Source organism: Herbiconiux flava, assembly GCF_013409865.1.
Lineage (GTDB): Bacteria > Actinomycetota > Actinomycetes > Actinomycetales > Microbacteriaceae > Herbiconiux > Herbiconiux flava.
Genome location: NZ_JACCBM010000001.1, coordinates 3478128 through 3502890 on the forward strand (window position 1 = coordinate 3478128; position 24763 = coordinate 3502890).

Sequence of the window (24763 nt, forward strand, 5' to 3'; positions counted from 1 at the left end):
CCGTGCCCGCGTGCCGTTGCGGGTTCCGGATGCGCGGCGGCACCACCCCAGGGGCTGCCGTGCCCCTCAGTGCTCGTGCGCGCCCGAGAGCTTGAAGGCGAGGCGGCCGTGCGCGTAGCCGCCCCCGGCGCGGATGGCGGTGGCGACCCAGGCGGCCTCCGCGAGTTCACCCTCGGAGGCGCCGGCCTTGACGGCGTTCTGGCTGTGGGCGTCGATGCAGTAGACGCACTGCGTGGTGATGCCGACGGCGAGCGCGATCAGCTCGCGGTACTTCAGCGGGATCTCGCGGCCCTCCGGCTGGAAGACGGCGCTGTCGAAGGCGGCGAACGCCGCGAGGATGTCGGGCGTCTCCTTCTTGTAGACGGCGGTGAAGGTCTTGTCGGCGGTGCGGTCGAAGTAGTCGGCCATGGGGGTTCCTCCAGGTGTCGGGTGATGAGCGATTCGGCCCGGCGCGTGGCGGCGGGGCGGGTGGGCGGCGGTCAGGGGGCGGCCAGGGCATCCGCTATTCGCAGGGTGGCCTCGCGCAGCAGCGGGCGGGGCATCGCGAAAACGAGGCGCACGAAGCCCTCGTAGCCGGCGCCGCAGAGGGCGCCGTCGGTGACCGTGACGCCGGCGCGCTCGCGCAGCAGGGCGGCGGGCGAGGCGCCCGGGCCGAGGTCGAGCGAGCGGCAGTCGAGCCAGGCCAGGTAGGTCGCCTCGGGCAGGGCGTAGCCGACGCCTGGGGCGTGCTCGGCGAGCAGCGAGCCGAGCAGGCGGCGGTTGCCGTCGAGGTAGTCGACCACCTCGCCGAGCCACTCCCGCCCCGAGCGGTAGGCGGCGGTCGCGGCGATCACGCCCGGCGTGGCGGCCCCGTGCTGCACGGCGAAGCCGAAGCGCGCGTACCGGCACTCGTCGGCGTCGTTGGTGGTGATCAGCTGGGCGGCCTTGAGGCCGGGCAGGTTCCAGGCCTTCGACGCGCTGGTGCCGGTGATCGAGTGGGCGGCCGCGGCCTCCGAGACGGTCGCGTAGGGGATGTGCGCCCGCCCGTCGAACCGCAGCGGCGCATGGATCTCGTCGGCGAACACCCGCCCGCCGTGCCGCTCCACCACCTCGGCGATCGCTTCGAGCTCGGCGCGGTCGAGCGCGGTGCCGGTGGGGTTCTGCGGGTTGCACAGGATGAGCGTGCCGGCCCCCGCGCGGAAGGCGGCGTCGATCGCGTCGAGGTCGTGCCGCCAGCGCGGGCCGCCCACCTCGTCCTCGACGACGATCCCCGGGACCTCGATCACCGGATGCCCGAGCGTCGGCGGATATGTCAGGAACGGCATATACGCCGGCGTCGGCACGATCACGGCCGAGCCCGGCGGCGAGAACGCCGTCACGGCCACGCCGAGGGCCGCCATCACGTCGGAGACGTGGTGCACCCGGGCGGGGTCGACGCGCCAGTCGTAGGCGTCGAGCATCCATTCGGCCGTCGCCTCGGCCATCTCGTGCGCCGTCGCCGGGGCGAGGTAGCCGAGCACGCCCTCGTCGAGTGCGCGGTGCAGGGCGGCGGTGACGGCGGGGGCGGTGCCGAAGTCCATCTCGGCGACCCAGGCGCCGATCGTGCCGGGGTTCAGGCTCCACTTGCGGCTCGACGGCACGTTGAGGTGGTCGGCGGTGATCTGGTCGAACCGGTGCATGTCTCGTCTCGGTGCGGGTGCAGGTGCAGGCAGGTACGGGTGCGGGTGCAGGTGCGGATGCGGTCGGCGGATGCCCGCCCCCAGCATCCTCGCCGCTCCCCCCACTGCCCGGCCCGAGTGTTGCGCAATGCGACGGCGAGGCCCTCTCGGGATGTCGGTGTCAGGGCGTGGTGATGCCGACCAGCCCCTCCGACACCTGCCAGAGCCGGCGTGCGTCGGCGAGGTCGCGGAGCGGCTTCCACAGCTCCCGCTCGGACGGTGGTCCCCCGATCGTGCGCTTCGGGCCGTAGAGGCGGTCGGCACGGGCGTCGGGGGCGGTGGCGGCTAGGAGGGCGGGCAGGGCGGCGCTCTCGGGCGTGCCGGCGATGCCGAGTCGGGCGAGCACGCCGATCAGGCGTCGCTCGGGCGGGGTGCGGTCCCGGCCGAGACCCGGCTGGGCCGCGAGCAGGTTGGTCGGCGAGATCCCGGGATGGGCGAGAGTGCTGCGGATGCCCCAGTCGTTCGTGCGGCTGCGGGCGTCGAGCTCCCGGGCGAACAGTCCGACGGCGATCTTCGAGGCCGAGTACGCCCGCATGACGTCGTAGTCGCGCTCGGAGTCGACGTCGTCCCAGTCGATCGATCCGCTGCGGGCCGCCACGCTGGTCTGGTGCGTGACCCGCGCCCCGCCCTCGCGCAGGAGGGGCAGCAGGCCCAGCGTGAGCGCGAAGTGGCCGAGATGGTTCGTGCCCATCTGCAGCTCGAAGCCGTCCGTCGTCACCTGGCGCTGCGGCGGGCGCATCACGCCGGCGTTGTTCACCAGCACGTCGATCGGGCGCCCCTCGGCCGTCAGCTCGGCGACGAAGGCGGCGACCGATCCGAGGGAGGAGAGGCCGAGCATCCGCGTGCTCACCCGGGCGCCCTCGACGGCCTCACGGATGCGCCGGGCCGCCGCCTCGCCCTTCTGCGCCGAGCGAACAGGCATGACGACGTCGGCGCCCGCCCGGGCGAGCCGGGTCGCGATGACGAGGCCGATGCCGTCGCTCGCGCCGGTGACGACGGCGAGCCGTCCGGTCTGGTCGGGGATGGCGAGATCGTGGGTACGTGACACGGGGTCCTCCGGGGGTCTGGTCGCCAGGTCGGCGTTCCCCCATCGTCGAACGGTTCGGGATGCGCATCCAGTGCCTGGGGATCCACGGTTGCGCAGGGCGTGCCTGAGCTACGGCGCGAGCCGCTGCGACCCGACCACCGCGAGCAGCTGCAGCTTCTCGTGGCTCTCGCTGCCGGGCGTGGCCGTGTAGACCAGCAGACGATGCCCCTGATCGGGGTCGACGAGGGTCTGGCAGTTCAGCTCGAGCAGGCCCACCTCGGGGTGCCGGAAGCGCTTCAGCTCGGGCGGTCGCACACCGATCTCCTGCGCCTCCCACACCTCGCGGAACCCGGCGTCGCCCTGCAGCAGAATGGCGAGCTCGGCCGCCCGCGAGCCGGGGCCGCGCAGAGCGACGAGCTCCCTCAGGCCCGAGGCGTAGAGCCGGGAGAGCTGCCGCTGCTCCTCCGGAGGATAGGGCTCCCGGGCGGCCGGATCGGTGAACCAGCGGAAGCCGAGCACCCGATCGTCGCCGCGCCGCTCCGTGGCGTCACCGGTGAGCGCGGCGCCGAGCGGGGTCTGCCGGAGCGTCTCCCCCAGCTCGGTGATGATCTCGGCCGGGGTGTCCGTCAGCCGGTCGAGGATGCGCAGCAGACCCGGGCTGACGTGGTCGCTCGCCGTTCCGCGCGTGGGCGGCCGGTGCCCGGCGAGCCGGAGCAGGTGATCCCGCTCGTCGAGGCTGAGGTGCAGGCCCTGCGCCATCGCCGCGATCATCTGCTCGGAGGGGTGCGGGCCGGTGCCGCGCTCCAGGCGCGCGTAGTAGTCGGTCGACATGTGGCTGAGCGCCGCCACCTCCTCGCGGCGGAGGCCCCCGGTGCGCCGGCGGGCGCCGCGGGGCAGCCCGACGTCCTCGGGCTGCAGAGACTCCCGCCGGTGCCGCAGGAACGCGGCCAGCCCTGCTCGATCGATCACGACTCCGCACCCCCTCTCGGCCCAGTTCTACAACACCTCGACCGGCGCAACCACGGCCTCCCGATCCACCCCTTCGCGCCGGCGGTCCCGCCGGTCGACGTCACCGCTCCCCAGCGAGCGACTCCTGCAACCAGCGGATGCTCTCGCCGAGCAGTCCCGTCGCGAGCAGCCCCGCGCCGAGCGGGCCCGACGTGTCGGCGCCGAGGAGGGGCAGCTGCCGGAGGGCGTGGCGCACCGGCCCGCTCGTCTGCTCGAGCTGCCAGGCCAGCTCGGCCGCTGCCGCGCCCGGCAGACCGTGATCACCCGCCGCGGGCGCCGCGGCCTTGGCGGCGTAGGCCGCCGCACCGAGCGCATGAGCCCCCATGTGCGCCACCCCCGATGCCTGCCCCGCCGACCAGGCGGCCGCTCGCGCCGCCGGCGAGGACACGGCCTGCGCGGCCCGGTTCGCGACGAAGCGGCGCCGGATCTCACCCGCCGCGTCCAGCTCGCCCCGGCCGAAGGCCCGAGCCCGTGCGATGGCGTCGCGCGGGCGATCGTCGCCGGGCGCCTCGGCCTCGAACAGGGGCAGCACGCGCTCGGCGCAGTCGGCCGCCCAGGCCGCCACGAGTCTCCGGTCGCTCTCGCTCAGGGTCTGCGGTGAGGGCATGCCCGAAGCCTGTCAGACCCTCCGTGGCCGCGCCACCACCGGCGCCGCGCCACCGTTGCAAGAGCCCACCGCACGTCGCCGCACCACCACCGCCGCACCACCACCGCCGCGCCACCACCGCCGCAGCCCACTGCCGTCAGACGCCTCCGCCGGCCCCGAACCCGGTGCGGTCGGACATCCGCCGAGCCATCGCCGCCCGCGCATCCTGCGAGTGGTCGGGCCGATCCGCGGGGTGCACGACCGGCTCCCGGTATTCGTGCCGGCCACGGATGCGCCGCCGCACGACCAGAGCCACCACGACCACCACGACGAACGCCACCAGGGCGATGATGTCGATCCAGACCGGTTCCATGTCTCTTCCTCCTCTGCCTCTCGACGTGCCGTCCCTCCATCCTCGACGACTGTCGAGCGAGAAACGCGGATGCACACCCCACGTCCAGCGACGCTGACGACGGCGCAGACGGTGCCCCCTCGAGACAGCAGGGGCGGGCGGCGGCCCACTTCCACCGGCGCGGGGATAGCGTGGGGGGATGACCGAGCTCGCTCCCACGCTGACCCTGAACGACGGCCGACCGATCCCCGCGCTGGGGTTCGGCACCTACCCGCTGCGCGGCGAGAAGGGGGCGGATGCGGTGGCCTCCGCCATCGGCACCGGCTACCGTCTGATCGACACCGCGTTCAACTACGAGAACGAGGGAGCGGTCGGCGAGGGCATCCGCCGGGGCGGGGTGCCGCGCGAGGAGCTGTTCGTCACGTCGAAGCTGCCGGGCCGGTACCACGCCCGCGAGCAGGCGGGCGAGGCGGTGCGCGAGTCGCTCTGGCGGCTGGGGCTCGACTACCTCGACCTCTACATCATCCACTGGCCGAACCCGAGCGTTGGGAAGTTCGTCGAGGCCTACGAGGCGCTCGTGCAGGCCCGCGAGGAGGGCGTCATCCGCTCGGTCGGTGTCAGCAACTTCACCGCGGGCAACCTGCGCACGATCATCGAAGCCACCGGGGTGACGCCGGCGGTCAACCAGATCGAGCTGCACCCGTCGTTCCCGCAGGAGGAGCTTCGCGCGGTGCACGCCGAGCTCGGCGTCGTCACCGAGGCGTGGAGCCCGCTCGGCAAGGGTGCGGCCCGCTACGACGATCCGGCGATCGTCACCGCGGCCGAGCGGCACGGGGTCTCGCCAGCGCAGGTGATCCTGCGCTGGCACGTGCAGCTCGGCAGCGTGCCGATCCCGAAGAGCGCCACGCCGGCGCGCCAGGCCGAGAACCTCGACGTGTTCGGCTTCGAGCTCTCCGCCGATGAGGTCGCCGCGATCACCGCGCTGGGCAGGCCCGACGGACGGCTCTTCGGCGGCGACCCGGAGACGCACGAGGAGCAGTGACCCGCGCTCGCTAGACTGCTGGCATGGCCAGTGACCGAGACGCCGTGCTGTCGATCATCTACTCCAGCAGAGCGACCGTGCCGTTCAGCGACGCCGACCTGGTCGAGCTGCTGAAAGTGAGCCGCCGCAACAACGCCGGCAGCGAGGTGACCGGCATGCTGCTCTACCGAGACGGCCGCTTCCTGCAGGTGCTCGAAGGGCCCGCCGAGGGCGTGCGCGAGCGGATGGCCGTCATCGCGCGCGACGCGCGGCACGCCGAGGTGCTGGTGCTGCTCGAGGAGGGGCTCAGCGAGCGCCGCTTCCCCGACTGGACCATGGGCTTCGTGCCGCACGAGTCGACCCCGCCCGACGAGATCCCCGGCTACCTCAGTGCCTTCGGCCTGAGCGACGACGACGAGGACTCCCAGGACGCCGTGCGCGCCCTCAGCGAGCTGATGGCCTGGTTCGAGAGCACGGCGAAGGGCGCGCAGAAGGACGTCGCGACGAACACCGCGACGCCCCTCGCCTGACCGGCGAGCCTCAGAGCCAGGGCTCCACGAGCTCGGCGTAGCGCCGCGCCATCGTGGCCACGACCTCCGCGCCGGGCGCCGCCCAGACGTCGGCGTGGAAGATCTCCACCTCCACGTCGCCCGCATAGCCCGAGGCCGCGACCGCCCGCGTGAACGCGGGGAAGTCGATGTGGCCGTCGCCCATCATGCCCCGCGAGAGCAGGGTGTCGGCGGGCAGCGGCGTGATCCAGTCGCAGACCTGGTAGCTGACGATCCGCTCCCCCGCGCCGGCGACGAGCTCGAGCACGCCCGGCTCCCACCAGAGGTGGAAGGTGTCGACGACCACGCCGACCTCCTCGGGCGCGAACGGCTCCGCCAAGGCGAGCGCCTGGCCGAGGGTCGATACGACCCCGCGGTCGGCGGCGAAGATCGGGTTCATCGGCTCGATGCCGAGCACGACGCCGCGGGCGCGTGCTTCGGGGGCGAGCTCCGCGATGGCCTCCGCCGCGCGGGTGCGAGCACCGACGAGGTCCTTCGACCCCTCGGGCAGGCCGCCCGGCACGAGCACGAGGGTGGGGGCGTTCAGCGCCGCCGCCTCGTCGAGCGCCCGCAGGTTCTCGTCGTGCGCGGCGCGGCGGGCGGCCGGGTCGATCACGGTGAAGAAGCCGCCGCGGCAGATGCTCGAGACGCGCAGGCCGGAGTCGGCGATCCAGCCGGCGGCGGTGTCGAGCCCGACGTCGGCGAGCGGCTCCCGCCAGACCCCGATCGCACCGAGACCGGCGGCGACGGAGCCGTCGATGGCCTCCCGCAGCGTCCAGTTCGCGGTGGTGCGCTGGTTCAGCGACAGGCGCGCGAGCCGCGGGTCGCCGGGCAGGGGCGTCGGCACGCGGGCCGCCAGCCCGCTGGGCACGTCCAGGGAGGGCGTGTCGGCGACGGCGTCCGCCGCGAAAGCGACCCCCGCCCTGTCGACGCCGACAGAGCCCTCGGAAAGGGTGGCTCCGGATGCGCCACCACGCGCATCCGGAGACAGCTCGACATTCTGCTGCACACTCATCGCGACGCCCCCAGCGTCTCGGCGAGCAGCCCGAACCGGTGCGCCGCCAGCGACGGATCGGGCAGCAGCCGCGCCTCGTTCAGCAGCTCCACGATGCGCGCGAGGTGCGGCAGGCTGCGGGCCGACTGCAGCCCGCCCACCATCTGGAACCCGCTCTGCGCACCCGTCAGCCACGCCGTGAACGCGATGCCGACCTTGTAGTAGAAGGTGGGCGCCTCGAAGATGTGGCGCGACAGCTCCAGCGTCGGCGCCATCTCGGCGTCGTAGCGCGCGAGGTCGCCGTCGTCGAGCGCGGCGAGTGCGGCCGAGGCGGCGGGGGCGATGGCAGCGAACGCGCCGAGCAGAGCATCCGAGTGACCCTGCTCGTCGCCCCGGATGAGCGACGGGTAGTTGAAGTCGTCACCCGTGTAGAGCCGCACCCCGGCGGGCAGCGCCCGGCGCAGCCCGATCTCGTGCGAGGCGTCGAGCAGCGACACCTTCACGCCGTCGACCTTGGCCGCGTGGGTCTCGATCAGCGACAGGAACGTCGCCGTCGCGGCCGCCACGTCGCGCGTGCCCCAGTAGCCCGCCAGCTGCGGGTCGAAGGCCTCGCCGAGCCAGTGCAGCACGACGGGCTCCGACACCTGCGAGAGGATGCGGTCGTAGACGGCCAGGTAGTCCTCGGGCCCGGTGGCCGCCGCGGCGAGGTGCCGGGAGGCCATCACGATGACCTGGGATCCCGTCGACTCGACGAAGGCGACCTGCTCGAGGTAGGCGTCCTGCACCTGGGCGAGCGTTGCCACACCGGGGGCGACCGTGAGGTGGTCGGTGCCGGCACCCGATGCGATGCGGGCCCCGAACTCCTGAGCCTGGGCTGCGCTGCGGGTGACGAGCTCCTGGATCGCGGGCCAGTCGAGCCCCATGTTGCGCTGCGCGGTGTCCATCGCCTCGGCGACGCCGAGGCCGTAGCCGAAGAGGTGGCGGCGGAAGGCCAGCGTGGCGTCCCAGTCGATCGCGGCGGGCGCGCCCGGCACGTTGTCGCCGTGCGGGTCGGCCACCACGTGGGCGGCGGCGAACGCGACCCGCGAGGTGTAGGGCGACGGATGCGCGGCCCATGCCCGCGGCTCGTTCAGCTCGATCTCGCGCCACCCGCCGGCGGTCGGCAGCGCGAGGCGGGTGCCGGTGCCCGTGCCCGTGCCGGCGCTGCTGCCGGCACTCACGAGCGTCACGACGACACCGCCTGGATCTCGACGCGACGCCCCTCGTTCGACGACTGCAGCCCGGCGTCCACGAGCTGCAGCCCGCGCACGCCGGCAGCCAGGTCGTAGGGGTGCGGGCGGCCGGCGGCGACGTCCTGCAGGAACTGCTCCCACTGCGCCCGGAAGCCGTTGGTGAACTCCTGGTTGTCGGGGATCTGCGTCCACTGCGAGGGGAAGTCCTGGTCGGTCGGCAGGTCGGGGTTCCAGACCGGCTTCGGGGTGTTCACCCGCGGCTGCACCTTGCAGCCGAAGAGGCCGGCGACCGCCGAGCCGAGGGTGCCGTCGACCTGGAACTCGACCAGCTCGCCGCGGTCGACCCGCACCGCCCAGCTCGAGTTGATCTGCGCGATGATGTCGCCCTCGAGCTCGAAGATGCCGTAGGCGGCGTCGTCGGCGGTGGCCTCGTAGCGGTTGCCCTGCTCGTCCCAGCGCTCGTGGATGTGGGTGACGGCCTTGGAGGAGACCGCCTCGACGCGGCCGAAGAGGTTCTCGAGCACGTAGTTCCAGTGGCAGTACATGTCGAGGGTCATGCCCCCGCCGTCCTCCTCGCGGTAGTTCCAGGAGGGGCGCTGCGCGGGCAGGAAGTCGCCCTCGAAGACCCAGTACCCGAACTCGCCGCGCACGCTCAGGATGCGCCCGAAGAAGCCCGAGTCGATCAGGCGCTTGAGCTTCAAGAGGCCCGGCAGGTAGAGCTTGTCGTGCACGACGCCGTTGATGACGCCGGCCTGCTCGGCCGCGGCGACGAGCTCGAGGCCGTCGGCGACCGTGTTCGCGATCGGCTTCTCGGTGTAGATGTGCTTGCCGGCGGCGATGGCCTGCAGGATGGCGTCCTTGCGGGCACTGGTGACCTGGGCGTCGAAGTAGATGGTCGCGGTCTCGTCGGCGAGGGCGGCGGCCAGATCGGTGGTGTACTCGGCGACGCCGTGCAGGGCGGCCAGCTCGGCCAGCTTCTCGGCGCTGCGGCCGACCAGGACGGGCTCGACCGTGAGCCGGTCGCCGTTCGGCAGCAGGATGCCGCCGTCGTCGCGGATGGCGAGGATCGAGCGCACCAGGTGCTGGCGGTAGCCCATGCGCCCGGTGACGCCGTTCATGATGATGCGAAGCGTCTGCGTCGACACGTCGTTTCCGTTCTCTCGGGCTCTCCGTGCGGAAAGCGCTTTCCAGGTAATTCGACTCTGCCAGACGGGTCCGGCGTTGTCCAGTGGGAGTGGGTGTCAGCCCGCCGCCGGCGTTCCGGCCACGACCGCGTTGTGCAACCGGTCGACGTCGAGCCCCAGCCGCGACGGGCCGGCGATGTTCGTCAGCAGCACGAACGCGACGCCGAGCTCGGGATAGATCCAGAACTCGGTGCCGGCCCAGCCGCCGTGGCCGTAGGTGCGCTGCTCGAGCAGCCCGGGGGCCGCGAAGCGCAGGTTCCAGCCCAGGCCCCAGTCCTGGCCGCGCTCGGCCGGGTAGGGCTCGAGGCGCGGCAGCCCGGTGGTCTGCGGGCGCAGCATCGCGGCGACGGTCGACGGATGCACGACCCGCCCACCGCCGGCCAGCAGCGCCGATCCCAGCGCCAGCAGGTCGGACGCGGTGCCGTACAGCCCCGCCCCCGGATGCGCGAGCCGCTGCAGTGCCGGATAGTCCAGCCCCTGCTCGGCCGCGTCGAACACCGGGTGCGGATCGCAGTCGGCGTCGAACGTCAGCCCGGGCATCCCGGCGTCGTCGGCGAGGCCGTCGAGCTCGTGCCGCAGCGACTCGCCCGTCGCGTGCTCCACCAGCGCCTGCACGCCCGCGAACGCGATGCTCGAGTAGCGCGAGACGGTGCCGGCGGCGAAGTCGGCGTCCGCGCCGAGGAGCGAGGCCTCCAGTCCGAGCGGCGTGTGCAGCGGCGGTTCGGCGATGCCCGAGGTGTGGCTGAGCAGGTGGCGCAGCCGCACGGTGTCGGAGCGGCGGGCCCCGAAGGCCGGACGGGCATCCTGAAGCGGTGTCTGCGGCGTGAGCAGCCCGCGCTCGACGGCCCGCAACGCGGTCAGCGCGACGATCGGCTTCGTGATCGAGAACAGCGGGTAGTGGTCGCCCACCGCGGCCTGCCGCGGCCCGCTCGCGCCGAACGCCTCGAGCTCGAGCACGCCGCCCGCGTCGGCGATGCCGAGCACCGCGGTGGGCAGGATCCCCTCGTCGACCTGGCGTCGGGCCCAGCTCAGCGCGTGCCCGTAGCCGCTCATGCCGTCTCCTCCTCTGCGCCGCCGGGCAGCGCGAACACGCGCACCGGTCCGTCGGCCTCCACGATCGCACGCGGGTCGTCCACCACGACGACCAGGCCGCCCGGGCTCCGCCATGCGCGCCACCACGGGTCGTCCAGCCGGTCGGCGGAGGCGCCCGGCACGGTCACACGGATGCCCGCCCGCCCGGCCATCGACCGCCCCACGGTCGCGGGCTTCACCTCGGCCAGCCACGGCGCGACGCCGTCGAGGGTGCGCCGCTGCGCATCCGGGATCTCGCCCGCCGCCGTCGGCCCCACGTTCAGCAGCAGGCGGCCCCCGCGCGACACGACGTCGGCGTAGAGGCGCGCCAGCTCACGCGGCGTCAGGGTCAGGGCCTCGTCCTCGACGGCGTTGTAGCCGAATGAGAAGCCGAGGCCACGGCAGTGCTCCCAGCCGGTGTCGGTCTCGTTGCCGGTGTCGTGGTCGTACTCGCTGGTTCGGTAGTCGCCGACCGGCGCGCCCCAGCGGTCGTTCACGATGCCCTCGGGCGCCGCCGCGCGGAAGCGTGCCAGCAGCTCCTCGATCGAGGTCGGCCCGGGCTCCTTGCCGGCGTCGGGCCAGTCGATGTCGTTCCAGAGCACCTCGGGCGCGTACCGGTCGATCAGGTCGGCCACCTGCGCGAAGGCGTAGTCGTTGTAGTCGGCGCCGACCGGTCGCAGCCGGCTCACGTCGTCGCTCGAGGTGAGCGGCGGATGCTCCGCGAACGCCCAGTCGAGACCGCCCGAGTAGTAGACGCCGAAACGCATCCCGGCCTCGCGCACCGCGGCCGCGAGGGGGCCGATCAGGTCGCGGCGGGGCCCGCGGGCCACCGTGCTGAGCTCCCCGGCGCCCGGAGCGTCCCAGAGCGCGATCCCGTCGTGGTGCTTCGTGGTCGGCACGACGTAGTCGGCGCCGATCGACGCGAACAGCCGCGCCCACTCGGCGGGGTCGTAGCGCTCGGCCGTCCAGTCGTCGAGGAAGACGGCGTAGGGCGCCCCGCCGTGCACCTCGAGGTGCCGCGCGGCTGCCGGTGAGCCGGCGATCCGGATCGTGTTGGCGTACCACTCGGCATAGGCGTTGTGGGCGAACCACTCCTCGTCGGGCACGGCGCCGAGGGCACCGCTCGGCTCGGCCCAGGCCGGCACCGAGTAGGCGCCCCAGTGCACGAAGACGCCGAGTGTGGCGTCACGCGCCCAGGCGGGCAGGGGGCGGGAGAGCACGCTCGTGGTGACGCTGTCGCGGACGGCGGTGGTCGTGCCGTCGCTCACCGCGTCTCCTCCGGGCCCAGCACGTCGTCGTCCCGGTCCGCGCGCCGCGGACGCTCCGGGATGGCCACCATCGCCAGCACGACGCAGCCGAGCGCCGGCACGGCGAGCGGCAGCAGCTGCCACGTCACGACCACCGCGAAGGCCGCCGTCGCGACCGTGTAGCCCGCGCCCGCAGGGTCGCCGCCGAGAGCCGACGGCACCGCCTTGAAGGCGGCGCGCCAGCCGGTATCCGGAGACCATCGACCGCACGCCGTGAGCAGCAGCAGCGCGACCGCCGCGAGCCCCACCCAGCCGACGAGCCCGACCAGCGGGCCGCCGGGCAACGCGCCCGAGCCGGCCAGGTCGATGTCGAGCAGCAGCACGAGCACGAGCGCCGCCGCGCCGAGGGCCACGATCGCTCCCCCGAGGAACGCGGCCTTGAACTCGGCCCAGGCGACGGCGAAGGTCGACTCCTCGGCCCGCAGGAAGCGGCGCATGTGCCCGGCCCCGGCGGCGAGGGCCGCTGGCAGGGTCACGAGCGGCAGCGACACCAGCGTCACCAGGATGCCCACCGTCAGCACCTCGCCGAGCAGCGCGAAGCGGTTGCGCGCGCCCGGGAACCGCGCGGGCGGCCCCTCCTCGCGAACCGGCCCGCTGCCCGAGTCGGCGGCGCGGCGGGCGGCCCGATCCGAGCGGCGGTGCTGTCTGTCGGTCACGGTCATCAGCCCCCGAGACATCAACCCTTGAGCCCCTGCGTGGCCACCCCGTCGACGAGGAAGCGCTGGAACACGATGAAGAAGATCAGGATCGGCAGGAGCGCGAGGAACGACACCGCGACCGTGGCCCCGTAGTCGGAGGTGCTGGTGGCGTCGTTGTAGAGGCGCAGCGCGATCGGCAGCGGGTATTTCTCGGGCGAATTCACGTAGAGCAGCGGGCCGAGGAAGTCGTTCCAGGTCCAGATGAACGCGAAGATCGCGCTGGTGATCAGGGCGGGCCTGATCAGGGGCAGGATGATCGAGAAGAAGATCCGGGTGTGACCGGCGCCGTCGATGCGGGCCGCCTCGTCCATGTCGCGGGGGATGTTGCGGATGAACTGCACCATCAGGAAGACGAAGAACGCCTCCGTCGCGAGGAACTTCGGCAGGATCAGCGGCACGTAGGTGTCCACCAGCTCGAGCTTCTGGAACATGATGTACTGCGGGATGATGATGACGTGGAACGGCAGCAGCAGCGTTCCGATCATCGCGGCGAAGAGCACGCCGACACCCTTGAACTTGATCCGGGCGAAGGCGTAGGCCGCCAGCGCCGACGAGGCCAGGATGCCGACGACCGCGCTCACCGCGATCAGCAGCGAGTTGCCGAAGAACCGCCAGAGCGGTGTGCCGGCGATGCCGTCGAACACCTTGAGGTAGTTGTCGATGGTCGGGTTCTCGGGGATGAGACCGGGGTTCTGGCCGAACTCGCTCGAGGGCTTGAAGGTCGAGAAGACCAGCCAGACAAGCGGGTACAGGATGATCGCGGTGAGCGCGAGGAGCACCACGAACCAGATGACCGTGTTGACCGTCTTGCGCTTGGGGCGGCGGCGGCGCGGCTGCGGCTCGATCTGACCCTCGAGGAAGGCGGCGCGGTCGACTTCGATGGTGCTCATTTGTTCTCTCCCGCGTAGTGGACCCACGACTTCGAGGTGCGGAACAGGATGAAGGCGATGATCGCGACGACGATCACCAGCACCCAGGCCATCGCCGCGGCGTAGCCCATCTGCCCGTCGGCGAAGCCGCGCTTGTAGAGGTAGAGGGTGTAGAAGTTCGTCATGCCGGCCGGGCCGCCCGAGCCGTTCGAGATGATGTACGCCGAGGCGAACACCTGGAAGGCGTTGATGGTCTCCAGCAGCAGGTTGAAGAAGATGACGCTCGAGAGCATCGGGATCGTGACCGAGTGGAACTTGCGCACCGGACCGGCCCCGTCGACCTCGGCGGCCTCGTAGAGCTCGCGCGGGATCTGCTTGAGGCCCGCGAGGAAGATCACCATCGGGGCGCCGAACTGCCACACCGCCAGCAGGATCATCATCGGGATGACGAGCGAGACGTTGCCGACCCAGCCGCCGATGTTGATCCCGAACAGGCTGAGCGAGGAGTCGACCGGCCCGTTCGAGGAGAACATGGCGCGCCAGACGATGGCGACCGAGACGGAGGCGCCGATCAGCGACGGGGCGTAGAAGGAGGAGCGGAAGAAGCCGGTGCCGCGGTTGCGGTAGTTCAGCAGCATCGCGATGCCGAGGGCCGCGGCGAGCTTCACCGGCGTGCCGACGAGCACATAGACCAGCGTGATCTGCACGGACTGCAGGAACTGCGGGTCCTCGGTGAACATGCGCACGTAGTTGTCGAACCCGACGAACTTCGGGTCGGCGAACAGGTTGTACTTCGTGAAGGAGAGGTACAGGGAGTAGATCATCGGCCCGAGCGTGAGGCCCAGGAAGCCGATCAGCCACGGCAGCAGGAAGGTGTAGCCCGCCACGTTCTCGCGGCGGTTGGCCCGTCGCCGCCCCGGCTTCAGCGCCGGGGTCTTCGGCCGACCGGCGCCCTTCGAGGGGCCGCCTGCTCCGGCGCGGGTGGGCTGCCCTGCGGCAGCCTCTTTCGTGATCGTCACGCGATTTCTCCGATCCCTGTGACGCACTCCGGGCCCGGACACGAGGTCCGGGCCCGGAAGGCGTGGGTGGTTACTGGTTGAGGACGACGTCCATCTCGTTGAAGAACTGGTCGACTGCCTCGTCGACCGTCAGGGTGCCGAAGCCGAGTTCCTGGCCGATCTGGCGGAACTTCTCCTCCAGGGTGCCGGCGCCGACGATCGGCACGGGGGGCGCGTCGCCGAGGCGGTCCTGGATGGACTCCTCGTAGTCGCGGATCTGGGCGTCGAGACCGCCGAGGTCGGCGCCCTCGAGCTGGGTCTCCGAGGCGGGCAGGCCGCGGTTGGTGCCGAAGATGGCGCCGACCTCGGGCGAGTTCACCAGGAAGTTCACGAGCGTGGCCGCGGCCTCGGGGTGATCGGTCTTGGCCGAGATGGTGTGCAGCATGGAGGGCTTCAGGTAGAGGTCCTTCGCGCCTTCCTTGGTGATGGGCGGGGCGACCAGGCCGAGCTCGGTGTAGCCCTCACCCAGGTTGCCCAGGTAGCCGGCACCGAAGTTGTCCCAGGTCAGCTCGCTCGCGGTCTGCGCCGCGTCGAAGCCCGACAGCGGGTAGATCTCCTCGAGCCGCTGCTGCGGGATGGTGATGGCCGGGTCGCGCACCTCGGCGCCCTGCTCCCAGAACTCGGCGAGGCGGGCCTTGTCGAAGCCGGGCTCGCCGTCCTCGCTGAACAGCTCGGCGCCCTCGGCGCGCAGCTGGATCTCGAAGTTCTGGATGCGGCCGGTCCAGTCAGTGCCGCCCGAGATGCCCTGGGCGCTTCCGGCGGTGGTGACCTGCTTCATCCAGTCGGCGTAGTCGTCCCAGCTGCCGCCGCCCTCGTAGCCGGCGACGCCGACCTGCTCGAGCAGCTTGGGGTTGGTGTAGAGGCCCCAGGCGTTGGTGGAGGTCGCGATGCCGGTGGTGGTGCCGTCGACGACCCCGATGCCGAGGATGTTGTCGGCGATCGCGTCGGTCTCGATCGTCGACCCGAGGTAGGGGTCGAGGTCGAGCAGCAGCCCGTTCTCGGAGTACTGGCGGAGGTAGGAGTAGTCGAACTGCATGACGTCGGGCAGACCGCCGCCGGCCGCCTCGGTCTGACGCTTCTCCCAGAACTCGGGGAAGCCCAGGAAGGAGCTGTTCACCGTGATGTTCGGGTACTCCTCGTTGAAGGCGGCGAACGCCTGGTCGTAGAGGTCGGCGCGGACGTCGTTGCCCCAGAAGGCGAAGTTCAGCGTCACCTTCTCGTTCGGGTCGTAGGTCGCGGCCGGCTCGGAGCCCCCGCCGGCGCAGCCCGTGAGCGCGAGTGCGGCGCTGACACCGATCGCCGCTGCGGCGACCGCCGTTCGGCGCTTACGAATTTCGAACATCTTTGTCCTCCTGGAAACGTCTGTGTCTACCCGGTGCTGCGCTCTGTCGGAAGGTTGCCTAGAAAGCGCTTTCCGCAACTGTAACGGAGCACCCGGCGTCGGTCAACACGGAACGGAAAAACGTTTCAAGGCCCTGACCTCGCTAGCTGCGGCGGCCCGACGCCTTCACCTTCGCGGCCAGAGCTGCCGCACCCGCACCCGCCGTCGCGAGGCCGCCGGCGATCGCGGCGATCGGACCGGCGTCGAGGCCGGTGGCGGCGAGGGCACCGTTGGCGCCCCCGCTCCCCGCGGCGGGCGCCGGCACCGGCGCGGGCACCGGAGGCAGCGGAGGGACGGGCGGCACCGGCGGGGCCGGAGGCGTCGGCGCGTGGGCGAAGACCTGATCGAGCCAGGCGTAGACGACCTCGTTGCGCACCTGCGGGGCCATCGGGGCGCAGTGGAACTGCGCGCCCTCGGCTTCGCTGAAGAAGTGGGTGCCGACCGAGGCGGCACCGGTCATCCAGCCCTTCACCGTCGCATCCTGACCCGTGAAGAAGGTGTCGTACTCGTAGCTGAGCAGCAGGGAATGCGCGGTGATCTTGCCGAACAGGGCAGCATCACCGGTGTAGCTGCCGATCGCCGCCAGCAGGCCGATGATGTCCTGCATGACCACTCCGGTGAGGGCCTGTGCGTGGAAGGCCTCCCCGAAGATCTCGCCGCGCTTGTTGAGCAGGAAGCGGTAGTAGGCCTGGCTCATGATCGGCCGCTCGAGGCCGTAGGCGGGGAGGCTGCTGTAGAAGTAGCCCCAGTCCTCGTTGCTCGGCACCTGCTTCAGGGCTTCGTAGGGGGTCGTCGGGTCGTAGAACACCGGGTCGGCGACCACGGCCTTGATCCGGTGCTCGTAGGCGGCGGCCCGCATGACGAGCAGGCCGCCGAAGCTCCACCCGGTCAGCGCGATCGCCTCGGGGTCGGTCTCGGGCTGGGCCAGCACGAAGTCGACCAGCGGGGTGATGACGTCCTCCCAGTACGGCGTGAACGGGATGTCCTGCTCGAACAGCAGCGACCCCTGGCCCGGGCCCTCGAACATCAGCGCGTTGTAGCCGCGCTCCAGCGCGGCGGCGCCCCCGAAGGCATAGGTGTCGACGAGTTGGGCATCGCTGCCGTTGTTGACGATCACGGTGGGCTTCGGCCCGTCGCCGGCCGCGCGGGCCCAGTAGGCGGGCACGGTGACGGTGCGGGCCACCGGGGCGCCCGTGGAGTCGGGGAAGCGCACGGTCATCGGGATCTCGACGCGGGTCCAGACCGGCTCGAGCAGGGTGGCGGCCTCCGCCCAGCAGCGCTGCATGGCCGCGTAGATCTCCGGCTCGCGCGTGGGGGTGCCGGTGCCGAGCACGAAGAAGAGCACGCCGGTGTAGTAGCCGGCCGCGCGCAGGTACTTCGACCGGGCGCTGACGTAGCGGCCTGCCGCCCTGTCGGCATCCGCCTCGCCCGCCAGGCGCGCGGCGAGCGCCTCGAAGGTCGCGTTGTAGGGCTCGTAGACCGGGACGGGCTGCCCGTCGAGGGCGGCCATCGCCGCGTTGACGTCGAAGACGCCGGCGGCGACCTCGCCGACCTCGGCCGCCCCGTACGCGGCCTCGCCGTAGTTGAACTGGGCCTGGAAGTTCAGGTCGGGCTGCTGCGGGAACGGGGTGAGGCCCGAGATCTCCGTCGGGGCCGGTGCGACGGCGGCGGGCGCCGCTGCGCCGAACGCCCCGGCCTGCACGGCCGAAGCAGTCGTCACGGTCGTCGCGGCCGAGGCGGCGGTCGTGGCCTGCGACGCCAGCACCGCACCGCCACCGACGCCGAGAGCGGCCAGCCCGAGGAGGTTGCGGCGGCTCAGGCCCCCGGTCGTCGGCGCCTCGTCCGCCCCGGTCGTCTCGTTCGTCGTCGCGCGCACGCTCATCGTCTACCGCCCCATCGTGGTCATCGCGCGCGCGGGGTCCCGGCTCGCTCCGGGAATCCGCAACCGGCCCCGTGAAGAAACCTAGCGGGTCCCGAAGGCGCGTGTCGGTGGTGTGCGGGAGGATCGGTAGAGCGATCGGGAGGAGGGGGGCTTGCCGCCGATCCTGCACGCCGACGCCGACTCGTTCTTCGCGTCGGTGGTGCTGCGCTCGCATCCCGCCCTGCGTTCGGCGCCCGTGGCGGTGGTGGTGCACGGCTTCGTCGCCAGCTCGAACTATCCGGCGCGCGCCCGCGACGTCATGGGCGGCATGCGGGTGACGGATGCGCTGCGGCGCTGCCCCGAGCTGGCAATGTTCGACGTCCCGCAGGGCGAGGTGGAGGAGACCGCCGACGCGCTGTTCGATCTGTTCGCCGCGTCGGCTGCGGCGGTCGAGCCCGGCTCGATGGAGGAGGCGTTCGTCGACGTCGGGGCGGCCGACGACCGAGCGGCGGTGCGGGCGGCCGCCGAGCTCCGCCGGCTTGCCTGGCAGGAGCTGCGCATCCCCGTGAGCGTGGGGGTGGGCCGCACGAAGCTGATGGCGAAGCTCGCCTCGCGGGCCGCGAAGCCCGACGGACTGCACGTGATCGATGCGGAGACGGAGCGGGGGCTGCGGTCGACGCTGCCCGTCGCGAAGGTCTGGGGGGTGGGCCGGCAGACGCTCGAGCGCCTCGAAGGGCTCGGCGTGCGACGGCTCGCCGACCTAGACGTGGTGCTGCCGGAGCGGCTGCTCGACGCCTGCGGAACGATGATGACGCGGCGGCTGCTCGGCATCCGCGACGGCAGCGACGACGCGACGGTGCGCCCGGTGTCGGGCCGCACCGTGCTCAGCTCGGAGGGGGCGATCGCGGGGTACGCGCGCCGCGACTGGACGGTGGACGAGCTGGTGGAGACGTGCATCCGCCGGGTCTGCAAGCGGGCGATGCGGGCGGGGCTGGCGGCGACCGGGCTGACGATCGTGCTGCGCGGGGAGACCGCGGAGCTCGCGACGGTTCAGGCGATGGGGAAGGCAGTGGTGCTCGCGACGGTGAAGGCGGTGGTGCCGACTCCGACGCCGGCCGACGACCCGTCGCTCTGGATGCGGCTCGCCCGGGCAGAGCTCGCCGCGCTGTCGGAGCAGGCTGTCGCGGACGCCGGCTCCGTGAAGGCGAGCCTGACGGGGCTGCGGCCGCTGGCGGGCATCCCGCCCACCCTGTTCTGAGTCGCGCTCGTCGCCGGATGACGACGTGAGCCCGGCCGAGGAAACGGCCGGGCTCAGGATGGCTGCGCCCGGGGTGCGGTGACCCCGGCGATCAGCGGCTACGCGCTGCGGCGGCGGCGCAGGGTCGCGGCGACGACCAGGATGCCGGCTCCGAGCACGAGGACGACCCCGGCACTCACGGCCACCATCACCGGCAGGCTGCCGGTTCCGGTCAGCGCCAGCGAGCCGCCGCCCGCGGAGTCATCGGGCCCTGACGGCCCGGACGGCGCGACCGGTGTCGCACTCGCCGTGTTCGACGGCAGCGGGGTCTCGGGTACCGCGGGCGTGTTGCTCTCCGGCGGATTGGTCACCGGCGGGTTCGTCACCGGCGGGTTCGTCACCGGCGGATTGGTGACCGGCGGGTTCGTCACGGGCGGATTGGTCACCGGCGGATTGGTCACCGGCGGATTCGTCACCGGCGGGTTCGTCACCGGCGGGTTCGTCACCGGGGGGTTGGTCACCGGCGGATTCGTCACCGGCGGATTCGTCACCGGCGGATTCGTCACCGGCGGGTTCGTCACCGGCGGGTTCGTCACCGGCGGATTCGTCACCGGCGGGTTCGTCACCGGCGGATTCGTCACCGGCGGATTCGTCACCGGCGGATTCGTCACCGGCGGATTCGTCACCGGCGGATTCGTCACCGGCGGATTCGTGACCGGCGGATTCGTCACGGGCGGATTCGTCACGGGCGGATTCGTCACGGGCGGATTCGTCACCGGCGGATTCGTCACCGGCGGATTCGTCACCGGCGGATTCGTCACCGGCGGGTTGGTAACCGGGGGGTTCGTCACAGGCGGGTTAGTAACCGGCGGATTGGTCACCGGAGGGTTGGTCACCGGCGGATTCGTCACCGGTGGGTTCGTCACGGGCGGATTGGTCACAGGCGGGTTCGACGTCGGCGTCGCCGTGTCGCAGTCGCTGCGGGTGAAGACCGTGTTGATCAGCGTCACCGCGCCGGTACGGGCGAGCGCCCGGCCGTCGATCGTGGTGCCCGACTGGGTGCCGATCGACACGAGTGCCATGATGTTCCCGACGAAGACGGTGCTCGTGCCCAGCGTGGCCGAGCTCCCCACCTGCCAGAACACGTTGCAGGCCTGGGCCCCGTTGATCGGGACGACGCTCGACGCCGTCGCGGTCGTCAGGGTCGTCCCGATCTGGAAGATGAAGACCGCGCCCGGGTCGCCCTCCGCGTCGAGGGTCACCGGCCCGGTCAGCCCGACCGAGCTGCTCGCGGTGTACACGCCGGGTTTGAACGTCTGCCCGCCGAGCTCGCCGCCGACGTCCCCGTCGCTGGCCTGGCCGGCGGCCGATTCGTACGCGATGCCGAGGTCGCTCTGCGCCTGGGCGGCTGCGGCGTCACCGGCGTGGGTCTGTCCGCCCACGAGACCGGGCGGGAATCCGTCGATCGCCTCTTTCGGGCTGACACCCAGGCTGTCCGACAGCACGGATGGCCCGGTGTTGGTCACCGCCGAGGCGGCGAGCACCGAGTAGGCGCCGGCGGTGCCGAGATCCGGCTTCGTGGCCACGGCACTGGCCGACTGAGCCCCGAGGACGGCGACCGACACCACACCCGCGACGAGGACAGCGCCGAGAACGGCCGACCTCCGGCTCGTGCCCGTAGTGGAAATCGATGGTCGGCGATGAACGTTGTGGCCTCGCATGAAGCCCCCCTGAATCCCCGACTGCTCCGGGGCATGAATCACACGATGTGAGTGCGCTTGACATTAGCTCTGATCAGGCATTCTCCGAGCGATCCAGGCGTGTTCCCAGCCGTAGACGCGGGTATCAATCCGGCCTGTCCCCTGGCTACGAATATGTTCAATCTGGGGTCGGTTCAGGATGGTCGAAATCGGGTCGGTGACGCGCGTCGGAGGAACTGCCGTCGCGACCTCCGGGTGGCCGAGGTCGAGGGGGCTCTACGCGCCGACGGTCAGCGTGAGGTCGACGACGTCGCCGAGCTCGACGCCCTCGCGGTCGCGCAGGGCCTTCTTCAGCGGCACCACGTAGAGGCCGTCCTTCGGCCAGAGCGCGGTCGGCACCGTCGTGCCGCCGAGGCTGACCGTGACCGGGATCATGCCCCACCCGTAGCTGACCCCCGGCGCCAGCTCGGCGATCAGCTCGCTCGCCTCGGCGGGCACCGTCACGAAGTGGAACGGCGCCGGCCCGCGCCACCACCACACCTCGCCCCGCACCGCGACCTCCATCCCCTCACGATAGAGCGCCCGCACCCCCGACGAGAAGGGTGCCGGCGCGGACGGTGAGGGGCGCCGCCTCGAGCCAGGTCACGCGGGAGGCGCGGGTGGGGGCGGAGTCGATCTCGGTGCCCGTCCAGTGCGGGTGGGTGAAGTGGTAGAGGGTGGCGGCGTCGCCCTCGACGACCACGTCGCCGTGTCGGCCGACGGGCCCGGGACCGTCAATGCCGGCGCCGAGGAGCACCGCGTCCGGGCCGCCCTGGCGCGTCCACGAGACGGCGTCGGTGGAGCGGTAGGCCGCGAATCCGCGCCACTCGTCGACGAGCATCCACCACCACCCGCCGAGCTCGAAGACGTTGGGGCCCTCGTGCGGGCGGCCGCCCACGGCCTCGCCATCGACGCGCCACTCGTGCTCATCGCCGAGGTCGGGGCTCGAGGCGACCCAGGTGGTCGAGTCGCGCGCCTCGTCCTTGTACCAGAGCCGCCAGAGGCCGTCGGGGCAGCGGGCGACGCAGGCGTCGATGACGCGATCCGACGAGAGGGGCAGCGAGCGGATGCGCGTCCAGCGCTCGAGGTCGGGGCTCTGGTACTCGACGATGTGCCGCGCGTGCCCCTCCCACCGATCGGGCACGCCCTCGATGAACGACAGGTACATGCGGTAGCGGGTGCCGTCGTGGATGACCTCGGGCGCCCAGTGCGTGTTCGGTCCCGCGTCCGGGTCGACCTCCGTCGCGGCGTCGGCGCGGGTGGGCGCGCCGACAGCCGGGTCGAGGCCCGGCACGCGTGCGCCGCGGGTGGGCGTGCCGGCTGCCGGGTCGAGGCCCGGCACGCGTGCGCCGCGGGTGGGCGTGCCGGCTGCCGGGTCGAGGCCCGGCACGCGTGCGCCGCGGGTGGGCGTGCCGGCTGCCGGGTCGAGGCCCTCGACCACGCCCGCCGCGCGCCAGTGCCATCCGTCGTGCGACCGCGCCACGCCGATGCGCGAGCCGTGCACCCACGTCACCCCGGGGCCGGTGTCGGCCGGGCGACGGCGGGTGTAGAACATCCACCACTCCCCCGTCTCGTGGTGGCGGATGACCGTCGGATCGGCCGCCCCGTCGGTCACCGGGTCGCGGAACAGCGGGGACGGCCATCCGCTCGGCGAGCCCAGCGCACCGCTCATGGGCGGAGGTCGGTGACGGGGCTCTCGAGCGAGCGGAGGCGCGCCGCGTCGTCGCGCAGGGTCGCCGGGGTCACGGTGCGACCGGTCGCCGCCGACGAGTACAGCGCCGTCACGATCTCGAGCGAGCGGGCCGGGGCCGCGGCGACCGCCGGCAGGGGCGATCCCGAACGCAGGGCGTCGTAGACCTCCCGCACGAGCGGCACGTGCCCACTCCCCTCCTCCATGGCCGGCAGCTCCCACTCCGGCCGCGGCTCCACCCCGGGCGCCGGCGTGATGCGCCAGTGCTCGTGCCCGTGCCCGTAGAGGTGGTCGACGGTGACGGTGGCGAGCTCGGTGTCGATGCGCACCGAGCTGACCTCGCGCGGCGACAGCGCACTCGTGATCACCGACGCCACGACCCCGTTCGCGAACGTCAGCACGGCCGTCGAGACGTCCTCGGTCTCGGTCTCGCGCCCCAGCCGCCAGAGCTGCCCCGACACGCTCGCCCAGTCGCCGAGCAGGTGCGCGAGCAGGTCGATCTGATGGATGCCGTGCCCCAGCGTCGGCCCGCCGCCCTCGCTCGCCCAGGTTCCGCGCCAGGGCACGTCGAAGTAGCTCTGCGGGCGGTACCAGAGGGTCTGGCAGGTGGCCACGAGGGGGCGGCCGAGCGCGCCGTCGGCGAGCAGGGCGCGCACGTGCGCGGCGGCGGTGCCCGTGCGCTGCTGGAAGACGATCGCGAGCTGCCGGCCGGCCGCGGCCGCCGCGTCCGTCATCGTCTCGAGCTCGTCGAGCGAGAGGGCGGCGGGCTTCTCGCAGACCACGTGCACCCCGGCCGCGAAGGCGGCGAGGGCCTGCTCGGCGTGCACCGCGGGAGGCGTGCAGACGTGCAGCACGTCGAGTCCGAGGGCGAGCAGGGCGTCGAGGTCGACGACCGGCTCGACGACGGGTCCGGATGCGCGGCTCCACCGCTCGGCGAAGGCCCTCGCCCGCTCGGGGTCGAGATCGGCGACGCCCACGAGCTCGGCGCCGTCGACGGCGGCGAGGGCCTGGGCGTGCAGCTCGGAGATGCCGCCGGTGCCGACGATGCCGGCGCGGAGCGGGCGGGCCGTCTCGTCGTCGCCGCTGGCGGCGGGGATGGGGTGGGTCACGGGGACTCCTTCGTCGCGAGGGTCAGGGCGTGGGCGGCGAGGCGGGCGGCGCCCTCCGGGTCGAGGGCGCCGTCGGCGATGACGACGGCGTAGCGCGCGCGGAGTTCGGCGCCGGCCGCGACCTCCCACTCCTCGTCGAAGAACGGGGCGGGGCAGAGCCCGGCGTACTCCTCGCTGCGTGCGAACCAGGGCGTCGGATGCCGCGGGTTGCCGGGCAGGTCGACAATCACGATCGTCGAGGAACGGGCATCCGGATGCTCGCCCACGAAGCCGAGCCACGGCGACCTCGTGCCGCGGAGCTCGTCGCCGCCCGCACCGCCGTCGCCGCCCGGGCCGCCCTCGTCGCCCGTGCTGCCCGGGGCGTGCGGCGCCAGGATGCGGCCGCCCGTGAAGGAGGCGGGGCCTCGCCAGAAGAGGCCGCCGTAGCCGGCGTTCGGGCGGCCCTCGGTGGTGGGCGAGCCGAGGGCGACGGACGCGGCGGTGCGATTGGTCATGACCGTGTCGAACACGAGCAGCCAGGCGGTGTCGTCGATCGTCTCGACGGTGAGGTGGCGGGTCTCGTCGAAGAGGGTCTCGCCGTTCTCGGCGAGCCAGTCGAGGCGTTCGGTGATGTGGGCGCGCTGGCCGCTGTCGAGGCGGTCGAAGGCGAGGTGGCGCTGGCGGCCGTTGTTCGGCAGCTGCACGTAGCCCTCGCCGCGGCGGAAGCTGGGGCCGCCCCAGAAGTTCTCGTCGCCGACGACGGGCAGCGACCAGGACAGGCCCTTGTGCCAGACGTGGTCGGCGGGGCGGAGGTCGGTGACGACGTCGCCTCCGCGGGTGCGGAGCGGGGCGAAGTACGGGCGCGGCGACTCGAGCTGCGGGTCGGCGGGACGCATCACGTACTCGGCGAGCACGATCGGGCCGCCCGCGGCGGGCTCGGCGGTCTGGGCGTGTGCGGCGGCGGTGGCTGTGGCTGTGGCGGGAATCGTCGCGGTTCCGGCGCCGGCCGGTGCGGATGGGGGTGCGGCGGCGGTCAGGATGAGGCGGTCGGCGGCCTCGGTGATCGTGATGTCGGTCACCGCGTCTCCTGTCATCGTCGGTCAGGTGTCGTCGTC

Annotated in this window: 24 protein-coding genes; 3 read left to right on the forward strand and 21 right to left on the reverse strand. The window is 72.6% G+C overall.

Features of this window, described 5'->3' with window-relative positions:
* Positions 1-66: 66 nt before the first annotated feature.
* The 6 genes from BJ984_RS16605 to BJ984_RS16630 all read right to left on the reverse strand — a co-directional run bounded on the left by BJ984_RS16605 (position 67) and on the right by BJ984_RS16630 (position 4691).
* On the reverse strand, positions 67-408 hold the full coding sequence (locus BJ984_RS16605; protein WP_179548945.1) for a carboxymuconolactone decarboxylase family protein: 342 nt from the start codon (positions 406-408) through the stop codon (positions 67-69).
* A gap of 71 nt (positions 409-479) precedes the next feature.
* On the reverse strand, positions 480-1658 hold the full coding sequence (locus BJ984_RS16610) for a MalY/PatB family protein (RefSeq protein WP_179548946.1): 1179 nt from the start codon (positions 1656-1658) through the stop codon (positions 480-482).
* A gap of 160 nt (positions 1659-1818) precedes the next feature.
* Positions 1819-2745, reverse strand: a complete 927-nt coding sequence (locus tag BJ984_RS16615; protein WP_179548947.1) for an SDR family oxidoreductase — start codon at positions 2743-2745, stop codon at positions 1819-1821.
* A 108-nt stretch (positions 2746-2853) separates the two neighbouring features.
* A complete protein-coding gene (locus BJ984_RS16620; protein WP_179548948.1) occupies positions 2854-3693 on the reverse strand; it encodes a helix-turn-helix transcriptional regulator in 840 nt (279 codons plus the stop codon).
* A 100-nt stretch (positions 3694-3793) separates the two neighbouring features.
* On the reverse strand, positions 3794-4339 hold the full coding sequence (locus tag BJ984_RS16625; RefSeq protein ID WP_179548949.1) for a putative immunity protein: 546 nt from the start codon (positions 4337-4339) through the stop codon (positions 3794-3796).
* Between the two features lie 136 nt (positions 4340-4475).
* On the reverse strand, positions 4476-4691 hold the full coding sequence (locus tag BJ984_RS16630; RefSeq protein WP_179548950.1) for a hypothetical protein: 216 nt from the start codon (positions 4689-4691) through the stop codon (positions 4476-4478).
* Positions 4692-4869: 178 nt separating this feature from the next.
* On the opposite strand from BJ984_RS16630, the gene BJ984_RS16635 reads away from it, so the two are divergent.
* The gene (locus BJ984_RS16635) at positions 4870-5712 is read left to right on the forward strand and encodes an aldo/keto reductase (protein ID WP_179548951.1); all 843 of its coding nucleotides are present in this window, start codon (positions 4870-4872) and stop codon (positions 5710-5712) included.
* Between the two features lie 23 nt (positions 5713-5735).
* On the forward strand, positions 5736-6221 hold the full coding sequence (locus tag BJ984_RS16640) for a BLUF domain-containing protein (RefSeq protein WP_179548952.1): 486 nt from the start codon (positions 5736-5738) through the stop codon (positions 6219-6221).
* Positions 6222-6231: 10 nt separating this feature from the next.
* Here BJ984_RS16640 and BJ984_RS16645 read toward each other — a convergent pair whose 3' ends face one another.
* From BJ984_RS16645 to BJ984_RS19140, 10 genes are all read right to left on the reverse strand, one after another.
* Positions 6232-7254: a sugar phosphate isomerase/epimerase family protein gene (locus BJ984_RS16645; RefSeq protein WP_179548953.1), complete on the reverse strand. Its 1023-nt coding sequence runs from the start codon at positions 7252-7254 to the stop codon at positions 6232-6234.
* A complete protein-coding gene (locus BJ984_RS16650) occupies positions 7251-8462 on the reverse strand; it encodes a dihydrodipicolinate synthase family protein (RefSeq protein ID WP_271206515.1) in 1212 nt (403 codons plus the stop codon). Before BJ984_RS16650 ends, BJ984_RS16645 begins: the two co-directional genes overlap by 4 nt.
* Positions 8459-9583 carry a Gfo/Idh/MocA family protein gene (locus BJ984_RS16655; RefSeq protein ID WP_218870618.1) on the reverse strand — a complete coding sequence of 375 codons (1125 nt, stop codon included), beginning with the start codon at positions 9581-9583 and terminating at the stop codon, positions 8459-8461. Before BJ984_RS16655 ends, BJ984_RS16650 begins: the two co-directional genes overlap by 4 nt.
* Before the next feature lie 123 nt (positions 9584-9706).
* Positions 9707-10702 carry a serine hydrolase domain-containing protein gene (locus BJ984_RS16660; protein ID WP_179548955.1) on the reverse strand — a complete coding sequence of 332 codons (996 nt, stop codon included), beginning with the start codon at positions 10700-10702 and terminating at the stop codon, positions 9707-9709.
* Positions 10699-11988, reverse strand: a complete 1290-nt coding sequence (locus BJ984_RS16665) for an alpha-L-fucosidase (protein WP_218870106.1) — start codon at positions 11986-11988, stop codon at positions 10699-10701. The genes BJ984_RS16660 and BJ984_RS16665 overlap by 4 nt, the downstream gene beginning before the upstream one ends.
* A complete protein-coding gene (locus BJ984_RS16670; RefSeq protein ID WP_373877428.1) occupies positions 11985-12683 on the reverse strand; it encodes a DUF624 domain-containing protein in 699 nt (232 codons plus the stop codon). The genes BJ984_RS16665 and BJ984_RS16670 overlap by 4 nt, the downstream gene beginning before the upstream one ends.
* 20 nt (positions 12684-12703) lie before the next feature.
* Positions 12704-13615: a carbohydrate ABC transporter permease gene (locus BJ984_RS16675; RefSeq protein ID WP_173184284.1), complete on the reverse strand. Its 912-nt coding sequence runs from the start codon at positions 13613-13615 to the stop codon at positions 12704-12706.
* Positions 13612-14520: a carbohydrate ABC transporter permease gene (locus BJ984_RS16680; RefSeq protein WP_246306845.1), complete on the reverse strand. Its 909-nt coding sequence runs from the start codon at positions 14518-14520 to the stop codon at positions 13612-13614. The genes BJ984_RS16675 and BJ984_RS16680 overlap by 4 nt, the downstream gene beginning before the upstream one ends.
* 163 nt (positions 14521-14683) lie before the next feature.
* Positions 14684-15994, reverse strand: a complete 1311-nt coding sequence (locus BJ984_RS16685) for an ABC transporter substrate-binding protein (RefSeq protein ID WP_179548957.1) — start codon at positions 15992-15994, stop codon at positions 14684-14686.
* 142 nt (positions 15995-16136) lie between these two features.
* Positions 16137-17909: an alpha/beta hydrolase family protein gene (locus BJ984_RS19140; protein WP_179548958.1), complete on the reverse strand. Its 1773-nt coding sequence runs from the start codon at positions 17907-17909 to the stop codon at positions 16137-16139.
* A gap of 157 nt (positions 17910-18066) precedes the next feature.
* On the opposite strand from BJ984_RS19140, the gene BJ984_RS16695 reads away from it, so the two are divergent.
* Positions 18067-19152 (forward strand): Y-family DNA polymerase, encoded by a 1086-nt coding sequence (locus BJ984_RS16695; RefSeq protein WP_179548959.1) that lies wholly within the window; start codon positions 18067-18069, stop codon positions 19150-19152.
* Positions 19153-19250: 98 nt separating this feature from the next.
* Here the strand turns inward: BJ984_RS16695 and BJ984_RS16700 are convergent, their stop codons facing one another.
* The 5 genes from BJ984_RS16700 to BJ984_RS18780 form a co-directional block, all read right to left on the reverse strand.
* Complete coding sequence (locus BJ984_RS16700) at positions 19251-20717, reverse strand: ice-binding family protein (RefSeq protein WP_271206514.1); 1467 nt, start codon at positions 20715-20717, stop codon at positions 19251-19253.
* Positions 20718-21107: 390 nt separating this feature from the next.
* A complete protein-coding gene (locus BJ984_RS16705; protein WP_179548961.1) occupies positions 21108-21395 on the reverse strand; it encodes a DUF1905 domain-containing protein in 288 nt (95 codons plus the stop codon).
* Positions 21396-21399: 4 nt separating this feature from the next.
* Complete coding sequence (locus BJ984_RS16710) at positions 21400-22542, reverse strand: glycoside hydrolase family protein (RefSeq protein ID WP_179548962.1); 1143 nt, start codon at positions 22540-22542, stop codon at positions 21400-21402.
* Positions 22539-23669: a Gfo/Idh/MocA family protein gene (locus BJ984_RS19145; protein WP_271206513.1), complete on the reverse strand. Its 1131-nt coding sequence runs from the start codon at positions 23667-23669 to the stop codon at positions 22539-22541. The genes BJ984_RS16710 and BJ984_RS19145 overlap by 4 nt, the downstream gene beginning before the upstream one ends.
* Positions 23666-24727, reverse strand: a complete 1062-nt coding sequence (locus BJ984_RS18780; protein ID WP_179548963.1) for a DUF6807 domain-containing protein — start codon at positions 24725-24727, stop codon at positions 23666-23668. The genes BJ984_RS19145 and BJ984_RS18780 overlap by 4 nt, the downstream gene beginning before the upstream one ends.
* Between the last annotated feature and the right edge of the window lie 36 nt (positions 24728-24763).